The organism is Streptomyces sp. NBC_00249 (assembly GCF_026342355.1).
GTDB lineage: Bacteria > Actinomycetota > Actinomycetes > Streptomycetales > Streptomycetaceae > Streptomyces.
The window spans coordinates 145,868-171,205 of the sequence record NZ_JAPEMV010000011.1; the positions used below are offsets into that span (position 1 = coordinate 145,868).

The 25,338-nt window shown below is 68.2% G+C and carries 20 protein-coding genes and 5 pseudogenes; 8 read left to right on the forward strand and 17 right to left on the reverse strand.

Going from position 1 to position 25,338, the window contains the following annotated elements:
* Positions 1-21: 21 nt before the first annotated feature.
* The 3 genes and pseudogenes from OOK31_RS36295 to OOK31_RS36305 form a co-directional block, all read right to left on the reverse strand.
* Positions 22-435 carry a hypothetical protein gene (locus OOK31_RS36295; RefSeq protein ID WP_323188298.1) on the reverse strand — a complete coding sequence of 138 codons (414 nt, stop codon included), beginning with the start codon at positions 433-435 and terminating at the stop codon, positions 22-24.
* Between the two features lie 128 nt (positions 436-563).
* Positions 564-2,011, reverse strand: a pseudogene (locus OOK31_RS36300) (NF041680 family putative transposase).
* A gap of 151 nt (positions 2,012-2,162) precedes the next feature.
* Positions 2,163-3,034: pseudogene (locus tag OOK31_RS36305) on the reverse strand (IS5 family transposase).
* A 349-nt stretch (positions 3,035-3,383) separates the two neighbouring features.
* Between OOK31_RS36305 and OOK31_RS36310 the strand changes: the two are divergent.
* Positions 3,384-3,947: a CbrC family protein gene (locus OOK31_RS36310; protein WP_267091697.1), complete on the forward strand. Its 564-nt coding sequence runs from the start codon at positions 3,384-3,386 to the stop codon at positions 3,945-3,947.
* Positions 3,948-4,050: 103 nt separating this feature from the next.
* Here OOK31_RS36310 and OOK31_RS36315 read toward each other — a convergent pair whose 3' ends face one another.
* Together OOK31_RS36315 and OOK31_RS36320 are read right to left on the reverse strand one after the other, a co-directional pair.
* On the reverse strand, positions 4,051-4,368 hold the full coding sequence (locus tag OOK31_RS36315) for a hypothetical protein (RefSeq protein WP_267091698.1): 318 nt from the start codon (positions 4,366-4,368) through the stop codon (positions 4,051-4,053).
* A gap of 45 nt (positions 4,369-4,413) precedes the next feature.
* Positions 4,414-5,907 carry an NF041680 family putative transposase gene (locus OOK31_RS36320; protein ID WP_267091699.1) on the reverse strand — a complete coding sequence of 498 codons (1,494 nt, stop codon included), beginning with the start codon at positions 5,905-5,907 and terminating at the stop codon, positions 4,414-4,416.
* Between the two features lie 359 nt (positions 5,908-6,266).
* Here OOK31_RS36320 and OOK31_RS36325 point away from each other — a divergent pair, with 359 nt between their 5' ends.
* Together OOK31_RS36325 and OOK31_RS36330 are read left to right on the forward strand one after the other, a co-directional pair.
* Positions 6,267-6,506 (forward strand): hypothetical protein, encoded by a 240-nt coding sequence (locus OOK31_RS36325; protein ID WP_267091700.1) that lies wholly within the window; start codon positions 6,267-6,269, stop codon positions 6,504-6,506.
* 723 nt (positions 6,507-7,229) lie between these two features.
* Positions 7,230-8,744, forward strand: coding sequence for a heme peroxidase family protein (locus tag OOK31_RS36330; protein WP_267091701.1), 1,515 nt, complete (start codon positions 7,230-7,232; stop codon positions 8,742-8,744).
* Here OOK31_RS36330 and OOK31_RS36335 read toward each other — a convergent pair.
* From OOK31_RS36335 to OOK31_RS36355, 5 genes and pseudogenes are all read right to left on the reverse strand, one after another.
* Entirely contained in the window at positions 8,704-10,047 is a 1,344-nt protein-coding gene (locus tag OOK31_RS36335; protein WP_267091702.1) for a glycosyltransferase family 4 protein, read from the reverse strand. The two genes, OOK31_RS36330 and OOK31_RS36335, sit on opposite strands and share 41 nt — an antisense overlap.
* Positions 10,044-11,153, reverse strand: coding sequence for a radical SAM protein (locus OOK31_RS36340; protein WP_267091703.1), 1,110 nt, complete (start codon positions 11,151-11,153; stop codon positions 10,044-10,046). Before OOK31_RS36340 ends, OOK31_RS36335 begins: the two co-directional genes overlap by 4 nt.
* The gene (locus tag OOK31_RS36345) at positions 11,153-11,398 is read right to left on the reverse strand and encodes a hypothetical protein (RefSeq protein ID WP_249771279.1); all 246 of its coding nucleotides are present in this window, start codon (positions 11,396-11,398) and stop codon (positions 11,153-11,155) included. Before OOK31_RS36345 ends, OOK31_RS36340 begins: the two co-directional genes overlap by 1 nt.
* Entirely contained in the window at positions 11,391-11,786 is a 396-nt protein-coding gene (locus tag OOK31_RS36350) for a hypothetical protein (protein ID WP_267091704.1), read from the reverse strand. Before OOK31_RS36350 ends, OOK31_RS36345 begins: the two co-directional genes overlap by 8 nt.
* 692 nt (positions 11,787-12,478) lie before the next feature.
* Positions 12,479-12,835, reverse strand: a pseudogene (locus OOK31_RS36355) (transposase); the annotation flags it as partial.
* A 3-nt stretch (positions 12,836-12,838) separates the two neighbouring features.
* Between OOK31_RS36355 and OOK31_RS36360 the strand changes: the two are divergent.
* A pseudogene (locus OOK31_RS36360) lies at positions 12,839-13,730 on the forward strand (Tn3 family transposase); the annotation flags it as partial.
* 122 nt (positions 13,731-13,852) lie between these two features.
* Here OOK31_RS36360 and OOK31_RS36365 read toward each other — a convergent pair.
* Positions 13,853-14,350 (reverse strand): universal stress protein, encoded by a 498-nt coding sequence (locus OOK31_RS36365; RefSeq protein WP_267091705.1) that lies wholly within the window; start codon positions 14,348-14,350, stop codon positions 13,853-13,855.
* Positions 14,351-14,623: 273 nt separating this feature from the next.
* Between OOK31_RS36365 and OOK31_RS36370 the strand changes: the two genes are divergently transcribed.
* Positions 14,624-16,471: a glycoside hydrolase family 15 protein gene (locus OOK31_RS36370; protein ID WP_267091706.1), complete on the forward strand. Its 1,848-nt coding sequence runs from the start codon at positions 14,624-14,626 to the stop codon at positions 16,469-16,471.
* A gap of 78 nt (positions 16,472-16,549) precedes the next feature.
* Here OOK31_RS36370 and OOK31_RS36375 read toward each other — a convergent pair whose 3' ends face one another.
* The gene (locus tag OOK31_RS36375; RefSeq protein ID WP_323188299.1) at positions 16,550-17,635 is read right to left on the reverse strand and encodes an MFS transporter; all 1,086 of its coding nucleotides are present in this window, start codon (positions 17,633-17,635) and stop codon (positions 16,550-16,552) included.
* Positions 17,636-17,933: 298 nt separating this feature from the next.
* Here OOK31_RS36375 and OOK31_RS36380 point away from each other — a divergent pair, with 298 nt between their 5' ends.
* Complete coding sequence (locus OOK31_RS36380) at positions 17,934-18,764, forward strand: IS5 family transposase (RefSeq protein ID WP_267013159.1); 831 nt, start codon at positions 17,934-17,936, stop codon at positions 18,762-18,764.
* On the opposite strand, the gene OOK31_RS36385 is transcribed toward OOK31_RS36380, so the two are convergent.
* Together OOK31_RS36385 and OOK31_RS36390 are read right to left on the reverse strand one after the other, a co-directional pair.
* Positions 18,682-19,248, reverse strand: coding sequence for a hypothetical protein (locus OOK31_RS36385; protein ID WP_267013158.1), 567 nt, complete (start codon positions 19,246-19,248; stop codon positions 18,682-18,684). The genes OOK31_RS36380 and OOK31_RS36385 overlap by 83 nt on opposite strands.
* A gap of 125 nt (positions 19,249-19,373) precedes the next feature.
* Positions 19,374-19,616: pseudogene (locus tag OOK31_RS36390) on the reverse strand (MFS transporter); the annotation flags it as partial.
* A 102-nt stretch (positions 19,617-19,718) separates the two neighbouring features.
* Here OOK31_RS36390 and OOK31_RS36395 point away from each other — a divergent pair.
* Both OOK31_RS36395 and OOK31_RS36400 read left to right on the forward strand, forming a co-directional pair.
* Entirely contained in the window at positions 19,719-20,291 is a 573-nt protein-coding gene (locus OOK31_RS36395; protein WP_267091707.1) for a recombinase family protein, read from the forward strand.
* A gap of 171 nt (positions 20,292-20,462) precedes the next feature.
* The gene (locus OOK31_RS36400) at positions 20,463-21,746 is read left to right on the forward strand and encodes a sodium:proton antiporter (RefSeq protein WP_267091708.1); all 1,284 of its coding nucleotides are present in this window, start codon (positions 20,463-20,465) and stop codon (positions 21,744-21,746) included.
* A gap of 329 nt (positions 21,747-22,075) precedes the next feature.
* Here the strand turns inward: OOK31_RS36400 and OOK31_RS36405 are convergent, their stop codons facing one another.
* The 3 genes from OOK31_RS36405 to OOK31_RS36415 all read right to left on the reverse strand — a co-directional run bounded on the left by OOK31_RS36405 (position 22,076) and on the right by OOK31_RS36415 (position 25,334).
* Positions 22,076-22,966 (reverse strand): recombinase family protein, encoded by an 891-nt coding sequence (locus tag OOK31_RS36405; RefSeq protein WP_267091709.1) that lies wholly within the window; start codon positions 22,964-22,966, stop codon positions 22,076-22,078.
* A gap of 132 nt (positions 22,967-23,098) precedes the next feature.
* Positions 23,099-24,286, reverse strand: coding sequence for a transposase domain-containing protein (locus OOK31_RS36410; protein WP_323188300.1), 1,188 nt, complete (start codon positions 24,284-24,286; stop codon positions 23,099-23,101).
* Between the two features lie 289 nt (positions 24,287-24,575).
* Positions 24,576-25,334 (reverse strand): DUF4097 family beta strand repeat-containing protein, encoded by a 759-nt coding sequence (locus OOK31_RS36415; protein ID WP_267091711.1) that lies wholly within the window; start codon positions 25,332-25,334, stop codon positions 24,576-24,578.
* Between the last annotated feature and the right edge of the window lie 4 nt (positions 25,335-25,338).

The window sequence follows — 25,338 nt, forward strand, 5'->3', positions numbered from 1 at the left end:
GGCCCCGCTCCACCAGCCGCTTCACCTTCGACCGCACCCCCTCGACCTTCGACGGCACCGACTCCGGCCCAGCCGCCCGGCCAACTCCCGCGCCCGCAGCCCGGACCCGCCCGCCTCAGCCTCCAGCACGCCCACCAGCCGCCGGTAGTCCGGCGCGAGCACCTCCATCGTCAGGCCCACCCGCCAGTGCGGCACCACCGACCCCGCCACCGGGGCCTCGGGAACGGCCGGCGCCGACTCCGGCGGGTGGTCGGCCTCCGACTCCGGCCCGGACAGGTCCTCGGCCAGCTCTAAGCGGGCGATGGCCCGTCGCTCCAGCACCGCCTCCGCCTTCGCAAGCTCGGCCAGCACCCGCTCCGCCTCCTCACGGAGCTCTTCGACCCGAACTTGCGCGGCCGTCCCGCGCGCTTCCAACAAGCCCATGACCGAAGCCATCGACAACCTCCGTGTCATAACCGACAGACGTGACGGCCCGACTCTTCGTCGATTCCACAGAGTTCACGCCTGACCAGCGGATACCCACCGATCAAGTCCGGAAAGACAACGGCTACTTAGCTTGATCTTTAACCTCGCTGTTGTTTCAAGAGGACATGTTCGGTGAGGGTTTCGGGTCGCTTCACGGTCTTTCCGGGCTCGTGGCGTGGTGCTGGTCTGCGGTTTTTGGAGCCGGGTGGGCGTCCGGGGCCGGGCCGTGTGGGTCTTGGCACACCTGCGGGACGGGGGGTCTTCGCGCGGAGGTGGCGGAACCCCCGGCGGACGCGTGCGGGGGTGAGCCGGCGGGGCTCGGCGGGCCGTTCCCAGGGGCGGCGGAGGTCCTCGGCGAGCGGTCGGGCGAGGCGGAGCTGGGTGTGGGCGGCAATGATCAGCCAGGTCCACAGGTCGGCGGTGTGCGGGTCTCGGACCTTCGGGACGGTCCAGCCGAGGGTCTGCTTGAACAGCCGGAAAGTGTGCTCGAGATCGAAACGCCGGAGGAACGACTGCCAGCGCAGGTCGACGTCCCCGCCTGTCATCCCGGTCTTAGAGGACCACAGCCAGACCGGTTTCGGGTCGCGGTCGCCGGGCAGGCGCTCGACCTTCAGTCGTATCAATGTGCCATGGATCAGCGGGAGTTCACCGCAGTGGTCAAGCCAGGGGCACGGGCCTGAAGGCGTGGGTGCATGCGGTCCCAGGCGAAGGTTTCGGCCCGGCCGTAGCGGGTGGTGTCGCAGGTCGTTGCCTGGTCGGGGGTGTGCCAGGAGTTCGACTTCGAGAAGGTGAGCACGCCGCCGTGCTTGCGGGGCTGCCCACCGCGCGGGGTGGAACGGCGCGGGCCTGCGTCGCGGAGCATGACCCGGTCCGAGCGCAGTCGGCCGACCAGCTCGACGGGCAGGTCCGCCAGTACGTAGGCGAGGCGGGTGACGTCGTAGCCGGAGTCCACGACGATGAGAATGTCCGGGTCGCCGGGCTTCCACTGGCCGGCCCGCAGGAGCCGGCCGACGACCTCGCGGAGCTGGCCGGCGGTTACCGCGGTGGCGTCGTCGGTCGGGCCCAGGCGGATCGCGTCGAGCACGGCGGTCCACGAGGTGCGTCCTGTCTCCAGGGCGGCGACGAAGGAATAGGGCCAGCCGGGGATCATCTGGTCAGCACTGCGACCTCGCCCGTATACGTGGCAGAACAGCAGGTCCGGGCTGGTGGGCGCGTCGGGCCGCAGCCAGTTGCTCACGTCGACCGCGAGGATGATCCGCCCGTCGGCCGCCCTCGGCAGCGGCGTCGAGGCCAGCAGTCTGCGCAGGCGGCGCGGCTCCAGCCAGCCGTGGTTGACCGCGTCGTACATCGCTCCATGTCCGCGCCGGTGCTCGGCCGTCAGCGTCAGCTCGACCAGTGACCTGACCGGCCCGTCAGTGCACAGCACCGCGTCGGTGAGCTCGAAGAGCGCATCCGCACGGGCATACAGGCACTCGTAAAACGCAACACGAAAGCGGGACAGAACACCCAACGCCTCGACGGCGGGAACATCGACAGGGAAACTCATCCTCAGCGGCCGTTCCTCGACACTTCGTTACTCAACATCTCGAAGCGTGGAGGGCGGCCGCGTCGCGCGCCCCCGGAAGCGGTAGATCTCAGCAGGTCGGATGACATGCAAGGTTAAAGATCAAGCTTAGAGGTCGTTTTCGTCCGTTGTTTCATCCCGGGATGGTCTGTTTGGTGGGGTTCTTTGGGTCGCGCCAGGAGATGGTGTTCTCGCCAGTGAGGCGGCGGGCCATGAGGTCGGTCATGGCGATGTGGATCACCGCTTCGGAGCGAGCGGGGAGAGTCTCGTAGTCGCGGGCCAGGCGGCGATGGAGCATGAGCCATCCGTAGGTCCGCTCGACCGCCCACCGTTTTGGGATCGGAGTGAAACCCTTGGTCCCGGGCTTGCGAGCGGTGATCTCCATGTCGATGCCCAGGGTGGCGGCATGCTCGACGAGGTGCTGGCGGTAGCCGCCGTCGACCCACACCTTGCGGATGGCGGGGTGATCGGCGGCAACCTGGTCGAGCAATGCGGTCCCGGCGACGGAGTCCTGCACGCTCGCTGCGGTGACCAGCACGGCGAGGAGGAGGCCGAGCGTGTCGGTCACGATGCTCCGCTTCCTGCCGACGATCTTCTTCCCCGCGTCAATGCCCTGGCCAGCGGCGGGGACGCTGGTGGAGGTCTTGACGCTCTGAGCATCGATCACACAGGCCGTCGGCTCGGTGTCCCTGCCTTCCTTCTCGCGCAGAAGCTGCCTGAGCAGGCCGTTGAGCTCGGCGAACACACCCTCGTCGGCCCACTTGGCGAAGTAGCCGTAGACGGTGTTCCAGCTAATAGAAAGTCGTGCGGGAGGTAGCGCCACTGGACCCCGGTCCGGTCGACATACAAGATCGCGTCCATGATGTCGCGCAGGTCATGCTCGGGCGGTCGGCCGAAGTCCAGGGCCCTGCCGCGGCGCTCGAAACGCCAAGCGGCCAGCACCGGCTCGATCAACTCCCAGCGGGCATCGGACAGATCACTCGGATACGGACGTCGCTTCGCCATGCTTCCGGCGTACCGCCGCCGGCCGAGTGCGCCCAGGCGCGCAGCCGCGGCCGCGGAAGCACACGACCACGAAGACCGGACATCCTGGGATGAGACAGGAGTGCGTTGCCTTCCGTCCCATCAGTAACCCCACCCACCCCACAGACACCGACTGCCTCCATGGCTTCACCGGCACCGCAACCCGACACTCTTAGAATTGGTTGATATGCGGATGCATCAGGTGAAAACGACCTCTCAGCTTGCCGTTTAACCTATGATCTTGGCGTGAGGTGATACTGCGCTACATCGCGGCCTGAGGCAGACGGTTGCCTGCTTCGCGGTGTCCGTTTCTGGTTGGCATGATGGTCCCGTGGCAGAGCCGACCTTTCGATACCACCCTGACCCGCTGGCTACCGGGTCCGCGGTACGCACCGACCATGTCTGCAGCGTCTGTGGCATGGATCGACAGATCCGCTATCGAGGCCCCGTCTACGGTCGGCAACCTGATTCCCTTTGCCTTCACTGCATCCACTCCGGGGCAGCGTCAAGTTCCCTGAGCGTCTCAGCCGGAGGTGATGAGGACTTCGACATGTCCGCGGTGTTCAGCGATGCCGTTGACGTACCCGACGACGTGCCTCTGTCGGTCGTCGAAGAGATCACCCGACGCACTCCCGGCTTTGCCGGTTGGCAGGAGGACTCCTGGCTGTACCACTGTGGCGATGGCGCGGCCTTTCTCGGCCCTGCCGGATATCGCGAGCTTGAGGCCCACCCAGAGGCTCTAGCCATGCTCCGTAAGGATCACCAGCGTTACGGCTGGGCGCCGCCAGAAACTGAACAGTTCCTGCGGTCACTGGACCGGGTTGGAGAGCCGACCGCCTACCTGTTCCGCTGCTTGCACTGCGACACAAGCCTGGCATTCTGGGACATCGGCTGACGTTGCCACGAAGCTCTTTTGCTCCGTGTTCGGCGCGCGGCGGGGGGCGTTTGCTTGTCGTGATCGTCCCGGCTCCGGTGGATGGGCGGGCAGCAAAGGGCCTTCAGATCCAGTTGCCCCAGCCGAACGTGGCGATGTAGGCCCGTCGGACGGCGTCCCAGCCACGGCCGCTGCCGATGTGAATCACTGCCAGCGCAAGAAGGAACCAGGCCGTGAAGGCGCCCGCAACGATCGAGGTCCATCGAGGGCCGGAGAAGCTGGCGACCACGATCAAGGCGATGACGGTGACGCCAAAGCCCAGGTGGGCGGCAGGTAGATCGGAGCGCAGTGCCTCGCGCACAGAGCGTCGTTCTGCCTGTATGTCCCCGGTGTACCGAGAAGCCGAGCCTTCGCCGTTCTCCTGCTCAGAGCGGTGCTCCATGAGTAGCCCCCCTATAGATCCAGCTGCGACTGCAACCCGAGCAGCCTATTCCGTGCCGTGATCACGGCCATCATCGATCGTCCGCCGTGGCTTCGTCCCCTTCCTGTGGTGTGCGGGTCGGGTGTAGGACTCGCCGGTGGCGAGGACCCGCCCGACGTCGTAGCGGGTGGCGGGCCGCTGGTTCTTCGAGCCGAGCGGGCGGCCGGGGCCGGGGCGGGTGGGTTTTGGTGCACCGGCTGGCGTGCCCGTCTTCGCGTGCAGGTTCCTGAACCCGCGGCGGACCCGGGCCGGGGTGAGTCTGTTCGGTTCCGCTGGCCGCTCCCATGGCCGGCGCAGGTCCCGTACGAGGGGGCGGGCGAGGCGGAGCTGAGCATGCGCGGCCAGGACGAGCCAAGTCCAGCGATCGGCGGCCTGCGAGTTCCGGAGCTTCGGGCGGGTCCAGCCGAGGGTCTGCTTGAGGAGGCGGAAGGTGTGCTCTACGTCGAAGCGGCGGAGAAATGCCTGCCAGCAGCGGTCAACGTCGTCCGTGGCGGCGCCGGTGCCTGACCACCACAGCCAGACGGGCTTGTTGACCCCGCCGCTGGGCAGCTTCTCGACCGTCAGGCGGATCACGGTGCCGTCGATGATCGGCAGAGGGCCCTCGTGGTCGAGCCATGCGGCCCGGCGGGTCAGCCGGGGATGGAGCCGGTCCCACGCCTGTGCGGTCGCCGCCCCGTACCGGTCGGTGTTGGTGACGGTCACTGCCGTGACCTCGCCCCAGGTCTCGGGTCGGCCGAAGACGAACTCACCGCCGTGCTTGGGCGGGCGACCACCCTGCGGCGGGCAGATCCACGGCACCGGGACCGGCTTTCGCATCACACGGTCCGAGCGCAGTCGGCCCAGCACCTCGACCGGCAGATCACTCAGGAGGTGGGCGATGCGGGGAGCGTCGTAGCCGGCGTCCAGGACGACCAAGATGTTCGGGGCCCCTGCCTTCCACTGGCCAGCTTGCACAAGGCGTTCGACGACGTCGCGGACCTGGTCGGCGGTGACCGCTGCCAAGTCGGCGCCGGGCTCCAGCCGGATCGCGTCCAGCAGGGCCGTCCATGAGGTTCGGCCCGTCTCCAGGGCGGCGACGATCGAGTAGGGCCAGCCGGGGACCATCTGGTGCTTGCCCAGGCCACGGCCGAAGGTGTGACAGAACGAGCGGTCCGAGCACGTATCGGCATCCGGCCGCAGCCACGGGGAGACATCCACAGCCAGCACCAGGCGGCCGTCGCTCGCCCGGGGCAACGGCACGCCCGCCAGCGCACGACGAAGCCGGGCGACGTCGATCCGGCCGCGGTTGATCCCGGAGTACAAGGCCCCATGCCCGCGTCGGTGTTCCGGCGCCAGCGCTAGGTCCACAAGTGTGCGAACCGGCCCGTCGGTGCACAACAGCGCGTCACACAGGTCGAACAAGGCGTCCGCCCGCGACGTCAGGCACGCGTACAGCTCGGTCCGGAACTCCGACACCTTCGTCAACGCGTCTCGTTGGACGCTGTGCTCGACCAGTCCCACGATCCCGGCCTCCGTGCTGCATTAGCCCTGAGCACAGGATCGGGGCCCCGCCTCACGCACGTCCGGTGAACTGGGGAAGCTCCGAACAAGTTCGAGCCCAGTTCGACTCCGGTGGATAAACGACAAGCTCAGTGCCTGTTTTTGAACCCGTAGGGAGGCGCGACCGCATTTGGCAAGATCAGCTTGTGGGACTGCCTGGGGCGAGAACACCTCCGGCCGGATCCATGACGGCAACACCACCCAAACGGGCACGCCCGAGTGGCGTTGGACCGCTGCACCGGGTTGTCTCAGGCGAGGATGCCGCAGGCAGGCCGAGCCCGCCAGCGGTAGTCACGTTGAACTGATCACGAAGGAGTCTCATGTCTGCGGAAAACAGGCGGAAAGAGTTCCGTGTCGAGATCGACGGGCTGGAGCTGTCCGACGAACTAATCCAGCGGATCGACGACGCCGTGCGTAAGGCAGTCCTGCGCGAGCTCGCATCGGTGGACCTGCTGCAGACCGGCACCAGTGTCGATCTGCTCAACGAGGGTTTCACCGCCACCGGGATCGGTGGGGGAAGCACCCAGGGCATCCATGTGCGTCCGGCACCGCCCCAATGACCGACTCGCAGACTGGCGTACAGCGATCGGAGGACGGCGCTCCCAGGGCGGCGCGAGCATGTCCGAGCTCCTCCTGCCACGAAGGTGCGGTCGTCATCGGACTCCTTGGCGAAGACGGCCGTCTGGGCTATCTCCGCCCTGCTGTCCCCGTGGACGAAGGGTTCGCCGACACGGCCCGTCGTCTGGGCGACCCCGAGTCGCGGTTCCGTTTCGCCGACACCTGCGTTCAGGACTCCTGTGAGCACTGGAGCGGCAAGCAGTGTGGACTTATCGGCCGACTGGTGGACGCAGCACATAAAAAGGGGATCGTCCCGGCAACCGAACTACCCCGCTGCGCCATCCGGGCGGAATGCCGATGGTTCGCCCAGAACGGCCGGGACGCGTGCGCGTTCTGCCCCGTCGTCGTCTATCGACCGACCGGCCCTGCTCAGTTGGCGAGGCCGCAACCGCCGGCGAGCGCAGAGTAGGCTCCAAGATCAACTGTAGGCGGCTTTGGGGCTCACCTCGGCGTCATCCCCGGAACGGGCTCCACACCCGTGTCGATCGGCCGGGCCGCGGCTGACCGGATGACGGTGAGCGAGGGTTGGCCTGTGTGTCCCCCTGTGCCAGTGCAGGCGCAGTAGTCTCGGACGACCTCCATGGGAAAGGCAGGCGCACATGCCCGGCGAGCGTGGCGGATCGGCTCAGGTACCGCGGGAAGGGCACGTTGGCGACCCTGGGCAGATGACGGTTGACATGGCTGGCGGGGGACACTCCCTGGGGCTGCCCGCCTCTTCCATCCGTAACCACGCGCGTGTAAGGCGGGGCCTGGGCTACGTACCGGAATCCAGCCTTTCGTTCGGCTTCTACGGCCGGATGTTCCGGCGTCTCGACCCCTACATCCCGGACGACGCGCGCATCGACGCCATTGCACGGCTCATGAGGGAGCCCGTGGGGGCCGCGCTGGACGGCAAGATCCCGGCCGGATACACCTACCTCGGCCAGTTCATCGACCACGACCTCACGTTCGACCCAACGTCCAGCCTCCAACGGCGGAACGATCCCGACGCGCTGGTCAACTTCCGCACTCCGCGCTTCGACCTGGACTCCGTCTACGGGCGCGGACCGGCGGATCAGCCCTACCTCTACGAGATGGCGCACGGCGCTGAGGGACACCGCTTTGTGATCGGGCAGGCGAAGGGCGAGGCCAGGGGAGAGCTGGACCTGCCGCGGGACTTTCGTGGCGTGGCGCTGATCGGTGATCCCCGCAACGACGAGAACGTTATCGTCAGTCAGTTGCAGCTCACCTTCATGTTGTTCCACAACAAGGTGTGTGACTGGCTGACAGCCGATGATGCAGCTGCGTACGAGACGCATCGCAGCGCCGGTGAAGGGATCTTCGATTGCGCGCAGAGGCTCGTCCGATGGCACTACCAGTGGATCGTGGTCCACGACTTCCTCAAACAGATCGTCGACGCGACCACATACAAGGACGTGCTGCGCCACGAGTCCCTCATCCCGCAGGGCGAAGCGGTCGAACAGGTCACACTCCGTTTCTTCGCATGGCGGCACGAGATCTTCATGCCGATCGAGTTCGCCGTTGCGGCATACCGCTTCGGCCACTCCATGGTCCGGCCGGCATACACGCTGAATTCCAGAGTGGGCCCGCTTCCCGTCTTCACACCAGAGTCGGTGGGTCAGCCGCGCAACGAAATGCGGCACCTCGGCGGGTTCCGTCGGCTGCCGGCGAACTGGCAGGTCGAGTGGAGGCGGTTCTTCCATCTGGGCGGCTCGGCCGACCTCCAGCATGCCCGTAGGATCGATCGGTACCTGTCACCGCCGCTCCTGGACCTGCCGCCCGAACTCGCCGGAGGCGCGACGGCCAACCTGGCACGGCGCAACCTCACCCGCGGCGCGAGACTGGGGCTGCCCTCCGGGCAGCAGGTCGCGCTGGCCATCGGTGCCCAACCGCTTGACGACGAGGACTTGGACCTTCCCGGCAAGGGGCCTGCGCCGTTGTGGTATTACGTCCTGCGTGAGGCCGAGTTGCGGGACGGCGGTCGCACGCTGGGTACTGTCGGCTCCCGGATCGTCTCGGAGGTCTTCCTCGGCATGCTGTCCGCCGACCCGTTCTCGTACCTGTCCGCTGCGCCCGGTTGGAAACCGGTTCTGTGTGGTGTCAAGCCGGGTGAGTTCAGCATGGCGGACCTGATCAACTTCACTGGGTTCGGCGCCGCGGCGCAGCCGTCCCTCCACTGACTTCGCCCGCCGGACGCTGCGCGGGCGGGTCGTGCCTGACGATGACGCGGCCACCGATACGAGCGGTGCAGTGCTGTCCTGCCCAATGGCAGACATCGTCCGCCCAGTCCGTGATCCGTCGGTTCCCTTCTGCGCAAGCGTCGCGGTCGTCGGCCGGATCGGCGGGGTCGACGACGAACCTTGCGGCGTACGCGTGCGCGTACGCGGTGCCGAGTCGTTCGTTGCGCTGCCCAAGCGACAGCTTCCCGGAGGTCGTGAGCGCACGGTTGTTCACGGCGAGGCGGCGGCGCAGTGAGGCGTCGTCGATCAGTCCTGACACTGCTGCAGTGAACGCAGCGGTCCGCTGAGCCGTCGGCTCGGCGTTGGAGACGAACAGGGCGTTGTTGCCGGGCGTGAACAGCTCGCCGATGTGCTCCATGCCCGGCCCAGTCGAACAGACGACGGCCAGACCGGCGGCGGCCGCCTCGACCAGGCCCATGCCAAAGCTCTCGAATGAGGTGGGGGAGAGGAAGATGTCCGCCCGGCGGAGCTGCTCCAGGTAAGCCGACCTGGGCAGGGGCGCCACGAGTTCCACGCCCGCCGCGAGCAGCTGGGAGGCGGCGGGCGTCGGGCAGGGTCCGAGAAAGACCAGCCGCACTGCTTCGCCGTGGCGCGCCCGCAGGCGGCTGAAGACCTCGACCGCGACGGGAGCGCCCTTGTCCTGCCAGGTCCTGCCCATGTAGAGCACAGTCACTGGGCCTTCGGAGCGCCTGACCGCGTGCAGTGGCGGAATGGCCGGGTACACCACCTCGGACTTGGCGCTCAGCTTCTCAACGACCTCCGATCGGTGCCCGCGGGCGGCGAGGTGCTCCAGGCACGCCCGCCGCGCGTACTCCGTGCGGAAGAGGATTCGGGCGCAGCGCCCGCTCGCGAACCGGGCCGCCATGGCCGCCTCCCGGCGGGCCATCGCCTCGGCGTCGGGAACGAGCGTGGTACCACGGGATGCCGCGCCCAGGGTATAGAAGCGTCCGGCCTGGAGCGGCATCAGCAGGCAGTCCGCGTCGACGACCCAGGGCCGCGCCGTCTCGACAGGCAGACGGGACGAATGCACGATGTCGACATCGGCCGACAGGTCGTCGAACCGCACCCACTCGGCGACTGCCGCGTCGTGCAGTGGGGAGAACGCCCGGCACGCGCTGCGGTCGGGGCGGAAGCGCAGCGTGTACCGCGCCTGCACGTACGTTGTCCCGGCAGGAGGTGACTCCAGCAGCGAGCCATGAACTCCATCGTGCAGTTCGTGCGCCGGCCCCAGCAGGACCTTCACGGTGCCGTCGCGACGGACACCTCGAGGCGGCTCCGCATGTGGCCGATGAGGCCCCGTAGTCCGCAGCAGTCGCCCGTGTGCTGGGGATCGTGCCGGGAGGCGGTGTACCGCTCGTGCGGGCACCACCCGTTGCAGACGTTGAAGTCGGGACATGCGCGCATGGCGCTGAGAGCCTGCTTGTTCGAAGTCCGCAGCGGGACGAGTGCCGGCCCGTTACGGAACGCGGCGAACGAGTCGGAGAGGACGCTGCCGACCGTGTAGGCGGGGTCCCCGTCGAACAGGTCGCAGTGCGCCACCTGCCCGTCCGGCTCCACTAGGTAGTATCGCCCGAAGCAGTCACCGGCAAGAGTGCACACGCTTGCGTCCCGGCCCGAGAGCCGCTTCAGCAGACTGTCGAACTCCCTGACGCGGATGGACGGATCGCCGTGGGCGAGCCACCGGTCGAAGTAGGCCTGCAGGAAGCGGTTCATCTCGGCCGGTGTCACGTAGTGTGACGTCGGTGTTCCGGGCGGTGCGTCGGGCTGGTTCGTCGGTTTGGCGGCGAGCAGGCCGTAGTGGGTGATTCCCTCTTTCACAAAGAAGTCGAAGACAGCGTCCGGTCCAAGTTCGAGCGCTCCCCGGTCGATGACCATGAGCACGCTGATCGGTACGCCGTTCTCCCTCAGAGCGTCAAGTCCGCGGCGTACGTCATCGAAGGAGGGGCGTCCCGAGGCGTAGCGGCGGTAGCGGTCATGCACCGAGGGGGGACCGTCCAGACTGACGCTGACCCTGAACCGGAACTCGCGGAAGAACTGCGCCCAGGCGCCGTCGATCCGTGTGCCGTTGGACTGCAAGGTGTTGTGGACCGTCTGTCCGGGGCGGCGCAAGCGGGCCTGCAAGTAGAGGGCACGCTCGTAGAACTTGCGGGGCAGGACGGTCGGCTCACCGCCGTGCCACATGAACTCGACCGTGTCGTGCGTCGGGTCGGACAGGGCGCTGGCGGTCATCCGTGCCAGGACGGGGAAGCCCATCGTCTGGCCGGGCCCACTCCGCCAGTCGTGGCAGTACGTGCAGCGCAGGTTGCACAACCGTGTCGCCTTGACGATCAGCCCGAGATAGCGGCCCACTAACGCTCCTTCACGGGGGGCGGCTTTACCAGATGGTCCAGCAGCTGTGCTTCCGCGGGCTCCAGAAGCTCCTCCACCGGCCGTGCGGCCATGCGCTTCCACGGCTCGGTCGCGACGTTGAGCGCCGCGACGAGGATGGAGTGCTCGGACGGGGAGAGTGCGGAGGCGAACCGCTCCAGCGAAACGGCGAAGCCGTCGCCTGCGGATGCGTCGTCTGCCGCACGGACGCCGAGGTCATCATGCATAGGGCGGGGTCCACTTCTCGGGGCGGACGTAAGCCCACTGCACGATCTCGTACTCCTCGACGGCTCCTCCGCCCACACGCGGGTTGGCCTTCTCCCAGCTGTGCTCGGTTCGCACCCATGCGACGGGCCCGCGGGCCGTTTGCTTCCACTGCTCGCGGACGGATTCGATGGCGGAACGGGTCGCCTCGTCGAGACTGGCGATCAGCTGTCTGCGGCGGACGTCGCCGGGCTGGAGGTCCCGGGTGTACTGCAGCAGGACCTCTGCGAGGGCCTGCTCCCCGGCAGGGAGGGATTCGCTCCACTCCGACAGGCGCTCGGTGAACGCCTTGATGTCCTCGCTTTCGACCGGTGCGTCCGCGTGTTCCGACTGGCTGGACCGTTCGTACATTGTTGCCTCCGCTTCGCTGGAGTCGCCCAAAGAATGCTAACGCATAGCGACCGTCTGATCGCTTACAGTCTTGGTGTCGTGTCGTGTCGATGCAACTTGGTGTTTCGCGTCAGCGGGCCGCCGGTACCCGCTGCGGTGCCGGCGCGAAGCTGCACGCTATAGAGGAGGGCGACAGCGATGGGGTGCTCTCGTGGCATCAGGGGCCGCGGGTGCCGGCCAAGACCGAACCCCCGTGGCCGGCGTCGACCGCGGCTCCTTCGACGACTGTCTGAGTAACCGGAGGGCGGTCGCCAGGGGCCCTATTCACGGGTCGGGACCTTCGTTCTTCATGACTTCGGGAGGCCTGCGAGGCGTGATGGATAGTCATGCGAACGCGGCAGCTAGCCACAGGGGTCGCGGACGGCGTGGAGCCGCACCACTGCTGATCCGCCTTCGTAGCCAGCGCTCTCGCCCTGATGAGCCGGGCCCCGAAGCGTCCAACACTGCCTGCCGCCGATCGTGCAGCTGAGCGGGAGATGCTCGCTCAGGCACTCGGGGACGCGGCGGAAGAAGAGGTCCAGGACCTCGAAGACGTGCGCAGCCAGCACCCGGATGAAGACGTCTGGTCCGCAGCAGTTCAGCGATTCCAGCGGAACACTCAGTTCCCGGTTTCAGAGCAGGGGTGAGAACCGCTCGGGGGGCTTGCGTGCCTTGGTGATTCGGCGGGTCATGAGGGTGATGGCTGCCCAGGTGATGAGGGTTCCGGAGTGCTGGATGAGTCGTTCGTAGTCGCGTGCGTGTCTGCGGGCCCGCATCATCCAGGACCAGGTTCTTTCCACGACCCAGCGGCGGGGCAGGATGACGAAGCCGGATGAGTCCTTGGGTCTGCTGACCGTCTTGATCGTCAGGTTGAGGTACCTCTTTGCCCAGGTCACGAGCCTGCCTGCGTAGGCGGAGTCGGCCCAGACGATCGTGATCTCGGGGTGCATGAGGCGGAGGCGGAAGAGGACTTCCTTGGCGGCGTGGCTGTCGTGGAGGTCTGCGGGGGTGACCATGACGAGCAGAGGTAGGCTGCCGTTAACGACCAGGTCGCCGGGATCGGCGCGATGGTCGTACGTGGCACCCCGCGCGACAGCCTCTACACCCTGGACACGCTGCTCAACCTCGACGGTGGGGTGAAGCCGGAGATGGTCGCGACCGACAACGCCTCGTACTCCGACATGGCGTTCGGCTTGTACAAGATGCTCGGCTTCCGCTTCGCCCCGCGCTTCCGTGACCTCGCGGACCAGCGGTTCTGGCGAGCCGACCTGCCCGACAGCGACAGCAGGGAGCCGGCCGACGGGTACGGGCCGCTGGAAGCCGTCGCCTGCAACAAGGTGAACCTCAAGCGGATCACCACGCACTGGCCGGACATGCTGCGCGTCGCCGGATCGCTCATCACCAACCAGGTCCGCGCCTACGACCTGTTGCGGATGTTCGGCCGCGAGGGCCACCCGACCCCGCTCGGTGCCGCGTTCGCCGAGTACGGCCGCATCGACAAGACCATGCACCTGCTCGCCGTCGTCGACCCGGTCGACGACACCTACCGCCGGCTGATGAACCGGCAGCTGACCGTGCAGGAGTCCCGCCACCGGCTGGCCCGCGCGATCTGCCACGGCGGCCGGGGCCAGATCCGCCAGGCGTACCGCGAGGGTCAGGAGGACCAGCTCGCCGCCCTGGGCCTGGTCCTCAACGCCGTGGTTCTGTGGAACACCCCGCTACCTGGACGCCGCCGTCGCCCGGCTCCGCGCCGAGGGCCACGACATCAAGGACGAGGACGTGGCCCGACTCTCCCCGCTCAAGGACCGGCACATCAACTTCCTGGGCCGCTACCCGTTCAACATCCAGGCCAGCGGACCCGAGGGTGGACTGCGCCCGTTGCGTGACCCTGCTGCTGCTGCCGTGGGAGCCGACGAGGAGGATTAGGCCAGTCGCTGAGGGGCGCGTACATGATCACGGCGTCCTAGCAAGGCACAGCAGGGCGCCGATGGCTCGGAAGCGGTCAGGACGATAGCCGCCGGCGACCATGTTCCGGGAGTTCGACCCGGTCACGAGGTTCCCGTCGTGCGCGGCGAGGACGCGTCGCGAAGCTGTTGTCCGGGGTGGGGCTTTTCGGTGTCTCTCATCACCAGTACGGGGCAGGTCGCGTGTTCGACGCAGTAGCGGCTCACTGAGCCCAGCAGGCTGCCGGTGAAGCCGCCCAGGCCACGGCAGCCGACGACCAACAGGTCCGCGCCGTTCGCGGTGTCGACGAGTACCTGGGCGGGATGTCCCTGCGCGATGTGGGTGTCGAGAGGTACCTCTGGGGCTGTGTGTCTTTCCTGGTCCACGGTGTCGGCCAAGGCCTGCCGGGCGGCTGCTTCGAGGTCCGATGCGGGAACGGGTATCCAGCTGCTGGTTGCCGGGAAGGTCCAGCCGGTGACGGCTTCGACGGCCGCGTTCTGCCTGCGTGCCTGGGCCAGTGCCCACCGCAGAGCCTTGCGCGAGGATTCGGAGCCGTCGACTCCCACCACGATCCTCCCGGTCGGCCTGTCCTCTTCGGCCATGGTCCGCCTCCTGGACGCCTTGCTCACCCGGCGCTCGGTTGTAGTGCCTGCTGGTGATTCTCGGCTCCTCACAATGGCCCCGCCAGCCGACGGCGGTCGGTGGGGTGCTGCGGCCAGGAGTGGCTGGGGGCGCCCGATGTCGCGATGACGGGCAGAACCGGCCGACGCTTGGCCGTGGCGGCAACGCCGTCCGCCACGCGACACGACCACCGGTGGGATCGCGCTGGTGCGAGGGCTCTGTGTGTCCCTCGCCGCCGCAGCCGAGGAGGCGCTGTGAAGGAGTACCCCCCGATCGCGGACCACGGCATCGTCGGCGACCTGCAGACGGCGGCGCTGATCGCCGCCGACGGCACCGTGGACTGGTGGTGCACACCACGGTTCGATGCCCCCAGCGTGTTCGCCTCGCTGCTCGACAGCGACCGCGGAGGCCATTGCCGTCTCGCGGCCGATGTCGGCGATGATGCGACCGTCCGCCAGCTCTACCTTCCCGACACCGCGATCCTCATCACCCGCTTCATGGCACCGAGCGGTGTCGGCGAGGTCCTCGACTTCATGCCTCCCGATCCGTCGACAACGCCGTCGACGAGACACCGGCTGATCCGGGCCGTGCGGGTGGTACGCGGCAGCATGCCCTTCGAACTGATCTGCCGGCCCCGCTTCGACTACGGCCGCGCACCCCACGACCTCACGCGCTTGGACGACGGATCGATGCTGTTCCGCGGTCCCGGCACGGACCTGCACCTGCAGGTCACCGCGCCGATCACCTTGCATCCGGACGGCACCGACGTCTCCGCCCGTTTCACCCTGCAGGCGGGGGAACGGGCCGCGGTCGTCCTCACCAGCGAAACCGGTACAGCGGGCGATCTCAGCGGACGTCCCGGCGGTGCCACACCCTCCGTCGAGGCGGTCCTGGACGCTTTCGACGCGTGCAGTGCGTTCTGGCTCAACTGGCTGAGGGCCTCCCGCTACCGCGGCCGCTGGCACGAGATGGTCGCCCGTTCCGCCATCACGCTCAAGCTCCTCACCTACGCCCCCACGGGCGCCCCGATCGCCGCCGCCACCATGGGCCTGCCCGAGCAGATCGGCGGGGAGCGCAACTGGGACTACCGCTACACCTGGGTCCGCGACGCCTCCCTGTCCGTGCGGTTCCTGACCGACCTCGGCTTCACCGCGGAGGCGAACGCCTTCCGCCGGTGGCTGCGCGATCGCCTGGACGCCGGCGGCACCGCCTCCGGCGAGCCGCTGCAGATCATGTACCACGTCGACGGCGAACCGCACCTGACCGAGGAGGTGCTCGACCACCTGGAGGGCTACCGCCGCTCCGCCCCGGTACGGGCCGGCAACGCCGCCGCCGACCAAATCCAACTGGACATCTACGGCGAGGCTGCCTACGCCCTCGCCCAGGCGGAGGACATCGGCACCGTCCGCGGCTGGCAAGCTTTCGCAACCGTCATCGACTGGCTCACCGACAACTGGGACCGCCCCGACGAGGGGATCTGGGAGACCCGCGGCGGCCGCCAGAACTTCACCTACAGCCGCCTGATGACCTGGGTCGCCTTCGACCGCGCCGTCAAACTCGCCACCGCGCACTCCCGCCCCGGCGACCTCACCCGCTGGCTGGACGCACGTAATGCGGTCCTGCGGCAGATCGTCGAGCGCGGCTGGAATGAAGAACGAGGGGCGTTCGTCCAGCACTACGACACCGACGTCCTCGACGCCTCCCTGCTCCTGATGCCCAAGGTGGGCTTCCTCTCCCCCACCGACCCCGACTGGTTGACCACTCTCGACGCCATGGACAGCGAACTGGTCAGCGACAGCCTGGTCTACCGCTACAACCCCGCCGCCTCCCCCGACGGCCTGCGCGGCTCCGAGGGCACCTTCAACCTGTGCAGCTTCCTGTACGTGGAGGCACTCGCCCGCGCCGGACGCCTCACCCAGGCCCGCTACGCCTTCTCCAAGATGCTCACCTACGCCAACCACGTCGGCCTGTTCGCCGAAGAGATCGGTCCCTCGGGCGAGCAGCTCGGGAACTTCCCACAGGCATTCACGCACCTGGCCCTCATCGACGCGGCCCTCGCCCTGGACGAGGAGCTCGACCGCGCCGAGGGCCGGACCGGCTGACCACATGCATCGTCGACGGGCAGCCGACGCACGTGCCGTGCCAAGATCACTGCCGCTGCGGCGCCCCTGACGGCGTCGTCATCCCGGTTCCGGTAGCCGGGGGCCCGCCGGCTCGCGGCAGCAGGGCCGCAGCGGTAGCCCGCCCAGGCCGACCACCGCGAGCGCCGCCATGGCCGCCGCGTACGCGCCCTTGCTGAGCCCCGAGACCAGGATCGTGCCCGCGATGGCCGTGCCGAGTGATGAGCCCAGGTTGGAGATGCTGCGTGAGAGGCCCGAAATCTCGCCCTGCTGCGTCTCCGGGAAGCACGACTGGACCACGTTCACCGACGGGGTGAGCATCAGGCCCAGGCCCAGGCCGATCAGCAGCAGGCCGGGGGCGAACGCCCAGGCACCGGACTTCCAGGCGACCAGGGCCAACAGCACGGCGATGCCGGCGATCGTCACGACGAAGCCCGCCATGATGAGGGTGCGCTGTGCACGGCGCCGGGCGAGCTTCTCGGCGGCCAGCGAGGAAGCGAGGATGCCGAGAGTCGCGGCGGTGAAGATGACGCCGGTCTCGATCGCGTCGTAGCCGCGGACGACCTGCAGGTAGGCGGCGACGGTGAACGAGACGCCCATCAGCATCAGCCACTGCGTGTTCTGGGTGACCAGGCCGAGGTTGGAGGTGCGGTTGCGGAACAGGTCCGTCGACAGCAGCGCCTCCCGGCCGGCGCGCTCGCGGCCGCGCACCCAGGCGAAGAAGCCGACCAGCACCAGCGCACCGGCCAGCAGCAGGCCGAGCGCCAGCCAGCCGTTGTCGTCGACGGCCAGGATGCCGGTCACCAGCAGCACCAGGCCCGCCGCCGACAGCACGGCACCGACCGTGTCGAAGGACCGGGCGGGGTCGGGCGGCAGCGGATCGTCGATCTTGCGGCTGAGCACCGCGATCACCACGATCACCAGCGCCTGGAACACGAACGCGGCCCGCCAGCTGATCGCACTCGTGATCAGCCCGCCGATCAGCGGACCGGCGGCCGCCCCGATCCCGCCCATTGCCATGATCGCGCCGAACGCACGCGCCCTCGACGCCGTGTCGGTGAACAGCAGCGTGGTCAGGATGTAGACCGGCGGGATCAGCAGCGCCGTGCCCACACCCTCCAGAATCGAGTTCCCGAGGATCAGCACGCCCAGTCCCGGCGCGGCCGCACTGAGTGCGTTGTGGCAAACCGGATTTCGTTCGAGGCATGCGGGCACGGGTGATCATCTGGACGGAGGTACGGGTGCGACCGTGGGCATGAAAGAACGGGCCCCATGGTAGTGACGCGGTTACGACACCCAGCACGCCCAAGGAAGCCCGTTGCCCGATCAGTTGAGCAGTATCTCTGTGTCTTCGTCCACCGCGGTCACTCCTGGGTGTGACTGCTACGTGCACCGGTTCGGTTCGATCGTTCCGGGGCGGCGGGCGGCCTGCTATCCGAGTGACATGACGGATGCGGAGTGGGCCGAGGTCCGTTCCGCGATGCCGGTGCCGGCCTGGCTCCTCAAGCAGGGCGGGCGTCCCGAGGGGTATTGCCACCGCGAAATACTCGATGCGGTGCGCTACCTGGTCGACAATGGTGTGAAGTGGATGGCTCTGCCGGTCGATTTCCCGTACTGGCGGGCGGTTTACGACTTCTTCCGCCGCTGGCGGGCCTACGACTACGTGCGTGAACTGCATGAACGGCTGCGTCGCACGGCCAGGGAACACGAAGGGCGGAACGCCGAGCCATCCGCGGGGATCATCGACAGTCAGTCGGTGGACGCCTCCGAGACCGTCGGTGCGGAAAGTCGCGGATACGACGGCGGGAAATCACGTGACGGGCGCAAGCGTCACATCCTGACCGACACCGAGGGCCTGCTCCTGGAGGTCACTGTGACCACAGCCGATGTGCACGACTCCAAGGCCGCTCCCGCGCTGCTGGAGACATTCATGGACCAGCCGCGCCGGCTGCTGAAACTGGTGTGGGTCGACAGCGCCTACCAGGGCCCTGCCCTGGCCAAGGCGTTCGCCCGGCACGGAGTGCGGATCGAGGTCGTGCGCCGATCCGACGGACACCGCGGATTTGTCGTGCTGGCCCGCAGGTGGGTGGTGGAGCGAACGCTGAGCTGGCTCTCCCGCTCACGCCGCCTCAACCGCGACCACGAACGCCGCCTCGACCACCACGCCCAGATGGTGTGGTGGGCCGCTGTGATCAGGCTGTCCCGGCGCCTGGCCGCGGACGCCCCGCGCTGGCCGGAGAAGCGTCCCGGCCGACTGCCCCGGGCGCGGGCATGAACCGTCCGTCCTTCGCCCGCACCAGCCAGCCCCGCTTCTCCAGCACGTAGGCACGGTGCCGGATCTTCTCCACCTCGTTCTTGATCTCCGCTTCCCGGCCCACCGCCCGCGTCAGCTCCACTCCGTTCACCGGCCCCGAGGCAGCCACCACCGCGGCGAACACCTCCCGATACAGGCCGCTGAGCACCTCTTCACCCATGCCCGATCGCCGCACCGGCGGCCTCTCGCCATGCCCCGCGCCGGGGCCGCTCGATCCCACGGCGGCAGCCGTCTCACCACCAGACGGCACGGAAACCGGCGTAATCACGGGGCTCTCCTCGGCCAGCACCGACACGAGTTCCTCACGCCCCACCCGGGCCCGCTCGACTCGCTCCCGCGCGGCATCCACCTCCGCCTGAGCCTGCTCCAGGACCTCCGTCCAGGACTCCAGATCCTGCCTCGCCCGCGCCTCACGCTGTTCCATCAACCCCAACACCGACGGCATCGCACCCTCCTCGATCCATAACAAGCCGTCCGCTGCCTGCCCCTACCCCGCCCCGGTCATGCCCCGCACACGAAGAAGTCCCTGCTCATCGAACAGGGACTCCCTTTGCCACAACGCACTGACCATCGCCCCCACTTGTCGGTCAGCTTCCCGCCCGGGATCATCAGCGCTGCCATCACCAGCAGGAAGATCGTGATCGCGACCTGGACACCCTGCACGGTGGTGTCCAGGTCCTCACTGATGTCATTGATCATCACGTTCATGTTGGAGCCGGCGAAGCTGCAGATGAACTGCGCCAACGCCAGCGGGGCGAGCACGCGCCGTGCCCCCGCGCCTCCCTTGGCTCCCGGCGCTGCCGTACCCGTCATGCCGCCACCTGCCCATCTGCCAAGTTTGGCGTCCTGAAGAACTGCGGCTTCGTCCGCGAGCAGCCCGGCACTGACGGAACGCAGCTGCCGCCACGACCAGCCATGAACGCCCTCGAACCGGCCAGCGGGCCGGACCTCCTCGTCGCCGAGCCGCTCGTCCGCACCGAAATCAAGATCGGATACGTGCGGGTCTCGACCGGCGGGCAGAAGCTCGAACGGCAGCTCGACGCGCTCACCGCCGCCGGATGCCGGAAGATCTTCGCGGACAAGAAGTCCGGCAAGAACGTGCTCCGCCCGGAGCTGAAGGCGTGCCACGCCTTCCTCGACCCGGGCGACACCCTCGTGGTGCCCTCGCTCGACCGCTACGGCCGCAGCCTCCAGGACCTCATCAACATGGTCGCCGAGCTGCGTGACCGCGGGATCGGATTCACCCCGCTCCACGAGAACCTGGACACCACCACCCCCGGCGGCCGGCTCGTCTTCCATGTGTTCGCCGCCCTCGCCGAGTTCATCCGCGAGCTCATCGTCATCGGCACCAACGAGGGCCTGGCCGCCGCCCGCGCCCGCGGCCGCGTCGGGGGGCGCCCCACCGTCGCCACCGAGGAAGTCATCAAGGCCGCCCGTGACCTGCTGCCCCCCAGCAGGATCGTTCTAGCCGGGATTTCCTGTACCTAACTACCTCATACCCGATCACGGGTCGGCGTGCTTCGTTCCTTTCCCTGCGGCCGCGTTGGGCCGACCGGACCGAGCCTGGGGGCGTCCGGAGCACGGTTCCCGCAGATCTGACCGGCGTCGCCATAGGGTCGGACATCGCCTCTCTGCGCGAGGCGGGTTTGAGGAGTGCGGATGAATGGCTGGGCCGTCGTGATCGCCGGGTGTGTGGTCGTCGGCTATGGGGCGCTCTCACGCCGTTTGTCGACCACGGTGCTCTCGGGACCGCTGGTCTTCATGCTGGCCGGTCTGGCGGTCGGCCCGCTGGGACCAGACCTGCTGGACCGGGCGAAGGATCCCGAGGTCATCCGGACGCTCCTGGAGAGCGCGCTGGTGCTCCTTCTGTTCGCGGACGCGGCGGGCATCAGAGACCGGGACCTGCGCCGGGAGGGGTTCCTGCCGCTGCGGCTGCTCGTGGTCGGCCTGCCGGTCACGATGGCTCTGGGCCTGCTGGTGGCCTGGCCGCTGCTGCCCGGCCTGAGTGTGTGGGAGCTGGCCCTGGCCGCCGTCATCCTCGCGCCGACGGACGCCGCGCTCGGGCAGCAGGCCTTCTCCAACAAGCGGGTGCCCCCGCTGGTCCGCGGCGGCCTGACCGTCGAATCCGGTCTGAACGACGGTCTGGCCCTTCCGTTCTTCGTCCTGGCACTCGCGGCGGCGGGTGAGGGCCACGACCATCCGAGCGTGACCGAGACGTTCCTGCGCGCGCTGCTGCTGAGCAGCGCGATCGGAATCACGGCCGGCTGGACCGGGGCGAGCCTGTTGCGCTGGTCGCTCGCCCGGGGGTGGAGCAGCCCCGACTGGCGGCAGTTCCTGGTACTCGGCGTCCCAGCCATCGCGTACGTCCTGTGCGCCATGGTCGAGGGCAGCGGCTTCATCGGCGCCTGGGTCGCCGGCCTGGCCTTCGGCATCCACTTGCGCCGCAACCCCGCCGACCTGGGCATCCCTCCCCAGGACTCGGACCCCGCGCAGTGCACCAGGTTCACCGAACGCCTCGGCCTCCTCCTCGCCTCACTGAGCTTCCTCGTCTTCGGCGCCGTCATCCTGGGACCGACACTCCAGCACCTGAACTGGCGCATTGTCCTCTACGCGCTGCTCAGCCTGACCGTCATCCGGATGCTGCCCGTCGCACTCGCCCTGGCCGGCACCGGCCTGCGCCCCGCCTCCATCGCGTACATCGGCTGGTTCGGCCCGCGGGGGCTCGCATCCCTCGTGTTCGGCCTGCTCGCCCTCGAAGAACATCTGCCCGGGGGAACCCTGCTGAGCGACGTCATCGCCGTGACCGTGGGCCTGAGCATCATCCTCCACGGAGCATCAGCTCCCCTCCTGGGCGACCGCTACGGCACATGGTTCACCAGGACACTCCGCAAGGAACCGAACCTGCGGGAGAACGCCCTCGCGCAACACGACGGCCCACACTGATAGGGTCAGCGGCCTTCTGGGGAGGCCCCCAGCGCCGCGAGCATCTACCGGGCGCTCACCGAGCACGGGAAGCAAGAGGCGTACCCCGAAGCCGTCGCCCAGGCGCACGCCGACTTCGCCGACCTCCAGGACACCGACGACATCCCCGCCCCCGCCGAGTCCGCATCCGGCGGCCGGACGACCCGGTCACCCGACGCCAGCCGGACCATGATCAATCTCAACGGCACTTTCTGTACCGCAACTACTCACACCCGGAGGCGCAGGTGTCCGCCATCGCGGGGTTCCAGTAGCTCTCGCCGAGAAAACAGCGCTAAGGAATGATCCGCAGGTCAGTGCGCGGTTTCCATCGTGGCCTTCTGCTCGTTGTGCTCGCGCAGCATCCGCATCACGGTCGCCGGAGCGGGGTGCTGGCCGCGCTTCTTTCCGGTGCGGATGACGAGGCGGGAGGCGATCTCGCGCAGCGACAGGTGTTCCTCGTCGCGCAGCCGGAGCGCGGTGGCGAGCATGTCCTCGTCGGAGACCTTCCTACCACCGATGGTCTTGCCTTTGGTGCGGGCGGTCTCCTGGCCTTCGAGGGTCTTGTCGCGGATGTAGTCGCGTTCGGACTCCGCCATGGCGGCGAAGAACGCGAACAGGGCCGCCCCGTGGCCGGCTGGGTCGTGCTTGCCCGCCAGCGGGCCGGTGAGGAACTCCAGCTCGATCTCGGCGTCGCGCAGTTCCTCGGCGACCTTGAGTAGCTCCAGGGCGCCGCGCCCCAGCCGCTTCATCTCGTGCACCACGAGTGTGACCTTCGCCCCCAGTGAGCGGTACTCGCGGGCGGCGGCGAGGGTCGCCTTCATCTCCGGGCGCTCGCGCACGCGCGTGCTGATCTGCTCCTGGAACAGCCGGTGCACCTGGGAAGCTTCGAGGGCGTCGACCTGTGACTGGATCTCCTGGGTGCGGGTGGAGACACGCGCGTACCCGAGACGGATCTCCATCGGGACGGCGGGCGCCGAGAGCTTCTGCACCGGTAGAGCGGTCCAGGCCGAGCCGGGATGCCGGACGGCGGGGGTGGCCACGTGGAGTTCGGAGCGGAGCGCGGGGACGAGTTGGAAGCGGGCCGTGTGGTACTTGAGCGCGACCTTGCCCGCGGTGGTCCGGCAGGGCGAGCCGGCCGGGGCAGTGCAGGTGGACATCGGGCACTTGTGCGCTTCGACGAGCTTGTACGGGTCGGTGATCACGTCGAGATCGTTTCACAAGTGCGTTTCACTGATCAAGAGGAAGGAAACGACCGGTGAAACGCGGCGGCCTGCGGGAACGTCGGTCGGGCGCGGTGTTGCAACAGGGACCACCCAATGCCGCGAAGTTAAGGATCACGGGGCCGTGTCTATCGCTGGTTGGGGTGTGATCCGGTAGGTGCCGGGGACGACTTTGACGAGTCGTCCCTGGCTGGCCCATGCGGACATCTGGACGTAGAAGCTGTGCAGCTTCTTCTTGCCGGTGATGCCGAGCACGGCTGCGAGGTCTTCGGCGCGTCGTGCGTGTTCCGGTGCCTGCCGCAGGATGGTCTGCACGGTCTGCCAGCGAGTTCCTCTGGGTGTTGGGTGTCCGGCCTGGTCTGGGGATCGCAGTACGGCAGGCCGTCGGCCGGGCGTGAGGAGCTGCGGTTTTCTGTCCGGTCCGGGCGGTGGCTCGTGGACGGTTACCTCGACGTCGGTGATGTTGGTGCTGGTCAGTGGTCTGTTGTCGTCCGGGCGGCGGTTCCATGCGTGGTAACGGGAGGTGCCCGCCTTGACGACCCGGGCGCTGAAGCGTGCCCGGCGCGCCGGGAGGAGACCGGCCAGGACAGCTCTTCCGATCCGGCCGACCAGGTCGACCTGGTCCTTGGCGGCCGGGTCGAGGACTCCGGTGGCGGTGGTCACGGTGTTCCGGACGGCTTCGAGTGCGATGGTGAAGGAGGCTCGGTCGGGGTCGATGCCGGGGCAGGTCTCTACCGCGGTGACCATGGCGTGTCGGATCGCCTGGTAGAGCGCCAACAGCGCCCATACCTCCTGCTCGATTCCGAGGGGGTCCTTGGAGCGCAGGACCCGGCCGCGAAGGAGCGTGTGACGCAGCGCCAGGAACGTCGATTCGATCTCCCAGCGCTCGTGGTAAAGGCGTACCAGCGCGGAAGCGGGGTCGGTGCGGTGGTCGGTCAGGGTGGTGATCAGCCGGTACCGGGCGCCGGGCGTGGACGGCTGCGCCAGCGGGACGGCCAGCGTCTCGAACAGTGCCTTCAACGGGGCTGTGCCGATGCGCCGCCGCAGGTCCCGCAGTGCCTTCTCCGACGGGACCGGGATCACCAGCCCGCTCAGACCATGGGTCAGCTTCTGCCAGACCAGGCTGGCGCCGGCATGCCCGTACAGGCCCAGCGCCAGGACGAAGTACACCCCCACACGCGACGGCAGTATCCGCAGGCGGCACTCGGTGCGGCCCGTCTCCTCCAGCACGGCGTCCACGAGCTCGAACGGAACCACCTGGGTCAGCTCACCCAGGTGCCCAGGGGCGAAAATGTCACCCACGGCCGAGAGAGCAGGGCGGCAGGGGACAGCAGACGGGTCATCCAACGATGCCTCGACTCTCGATCCGGACAGAACACCCAGACCTACCCCGGGCCCCCCGAAGCCACGTCACGGCGCATGAACATCGCGTGCTCGCCCCTCCTTGACAGATGCCTGGAGACCTTTAACTTCGCGGCATTGAGCGACCACATATGAAACACGCCCACGCGGTTCCCGGCCGATTGCCGTCTGCCCGTCCGCCTGACGGCACGCCTGTTGTCTATTTCCTGTGTATCCCGGTTGGCCTCCATCAATGGTGGATGTCGATACCGCCGTTGTTCGTCTTCACCGTCACGGTGTGGTTGGCCTTGCGGTCGACCGGGATGTCGATCTTGGGATTGCTGTTGGCACTGGTGGCCTGGATGTAGTAGCCGGAGGAAGGCAGGGTGAGGTCGACGCCGCCGTTGCCGGTGGTCACGTTCGTCATTGTGGGGGCAGTGCGGAATGCGGCCCTGACCTCGCCGTCCGTCGTCGTGGCCTCGAACCGGTCGGACGTGGCGCCGGCCACAAGGATCTGGCCGGTGGTGCTGTTCAGGGCGAGCGGCCCGGAGAGGTCGGTGAGGTCGATGCCCCCGGAGCGCGTCCTGATGTCGAGACTGCCGGCGAGGCCTCGCGCGGTGGTCCCCCCGTCGACGGTGGTCACCTTCACCGCGAGCTTTTCCGGCAGCGAGATGTCGAGACGGAAATCGTCGCAGTCGCCGGTGCACGACTGGGACACGGTGATGGTCGCGCCGGCCGTGCTGGTCGTCAGCTTCGGCGGGGTGCTGCCGGTGTACTTGCCGGTGGCGGAGACATGCACGAAGGAGTCGCTGCTCGCCTTCAGTGAGACGCCCGCGTTCGCGGTGTCGATGCTCAGCAGGGTGGCGGCGGACGCGTCGGCCTGGTCGGCTGCGGAGAAGCTGTCGCGGGCTTTCATTACGCTGACCACGGACCAGGCGCCCACGGCGACGACGACGAGCAGGACGATCAGGCCGCTGCTGATGATGAACCGGCTCTTGACAGAAGACATTGTT

Excerpts from the sequence above, each read along its gene's own strand:
- OOK31_RS36295 (WP_323188298.1), bottom strand. The coding sequence starts at position 435 with ATGGCTTCGGTCATGGGCTTGTTGGAAGCGCGCGGGACGGCCGCGCAA.
- OOK31_RS36315 (WP_267091698.1), bottom strand. The coding sequence starts at position 4,368 with ATGGAGCACCGCTCTGAGCAGGAGAACGGCGAAGGCTCGGCTTCTCGG.
- OOK31_RS36325 (WP_267091700.1), top strand. The coding sequence starts at position 6,267 with ATGTCTGCGGAAAACAGGCGGAAAGAGTTCCGTGTCGAGATCGACGGG.
- OOK31_RS36330 (WP_267091701.1), top strand. The coding sequence starts at position 7,230 with ATGACGGTTGACATGGCTGGCGGGGGACACTCCCTGGGGCTGCCCGCC.
- OOK31_RS36345 (WP_249771279.1), bottom strand. The coding sequence starts at position 11,398 with ATGCATGATGACCTCGGCGTCCGTGCGGCAGACGACGCATCCGCAGGC.
- OOK31_RS36350 (WP_267091704.1), bottom strand. The coding sequence starts at position 11,786 with ATGTACGAACGGTCCAGCCAGTCGGAACACGCGGACGCACCGGTCGAA.
- OOK31_RS36365 (WP_267091705.1), bottom strand. The coding sequence starts at position 14,350 with ATGGCCGAAGAGGACAGGCCGACCGGGAGGATCGTGGTGGGAGTCGAC.
- OOK31_RS36380 (WP_267013159.1), top strand. The coding sequence starts at position 17,934 with ATGACGGATGCGGAGTGGGCCGAGGTCCGTTCCGCGATGCCGGTGCCG.
- OOK31_RS36385 (WP_267013158.1), bottom strand. The coding sequence starts at position 19,248 with ATGCCGTCGGTGTTGGGGTTGATGGAACAGCGTGAGGCGCGGGCGAGG.
- OOK31_RS36395 (WP_267091707.1), top strand. The coding sequence starts at position 19,719 with ATGAACGCCCTCGAACCGGCCAGCGGGCCGGACCTCCTCGTCGCCGAG.
- OOK31_RS36400 (WP_267091708.1), top strand. The coding sequence starts at position 20,463 with ATGAATGGCTGGGCCGTCGTGATCGCCGGGTGTGTGGTCGTCGGCTAT.
- OOK31_RS36415 (WP_267091711.1), bottom strand. The coding sequence starts at position 25,334 with ATGTCTTCTGTCAAGAGCCGGTTCATCATCAGCAGCGGCCTGATCGTC.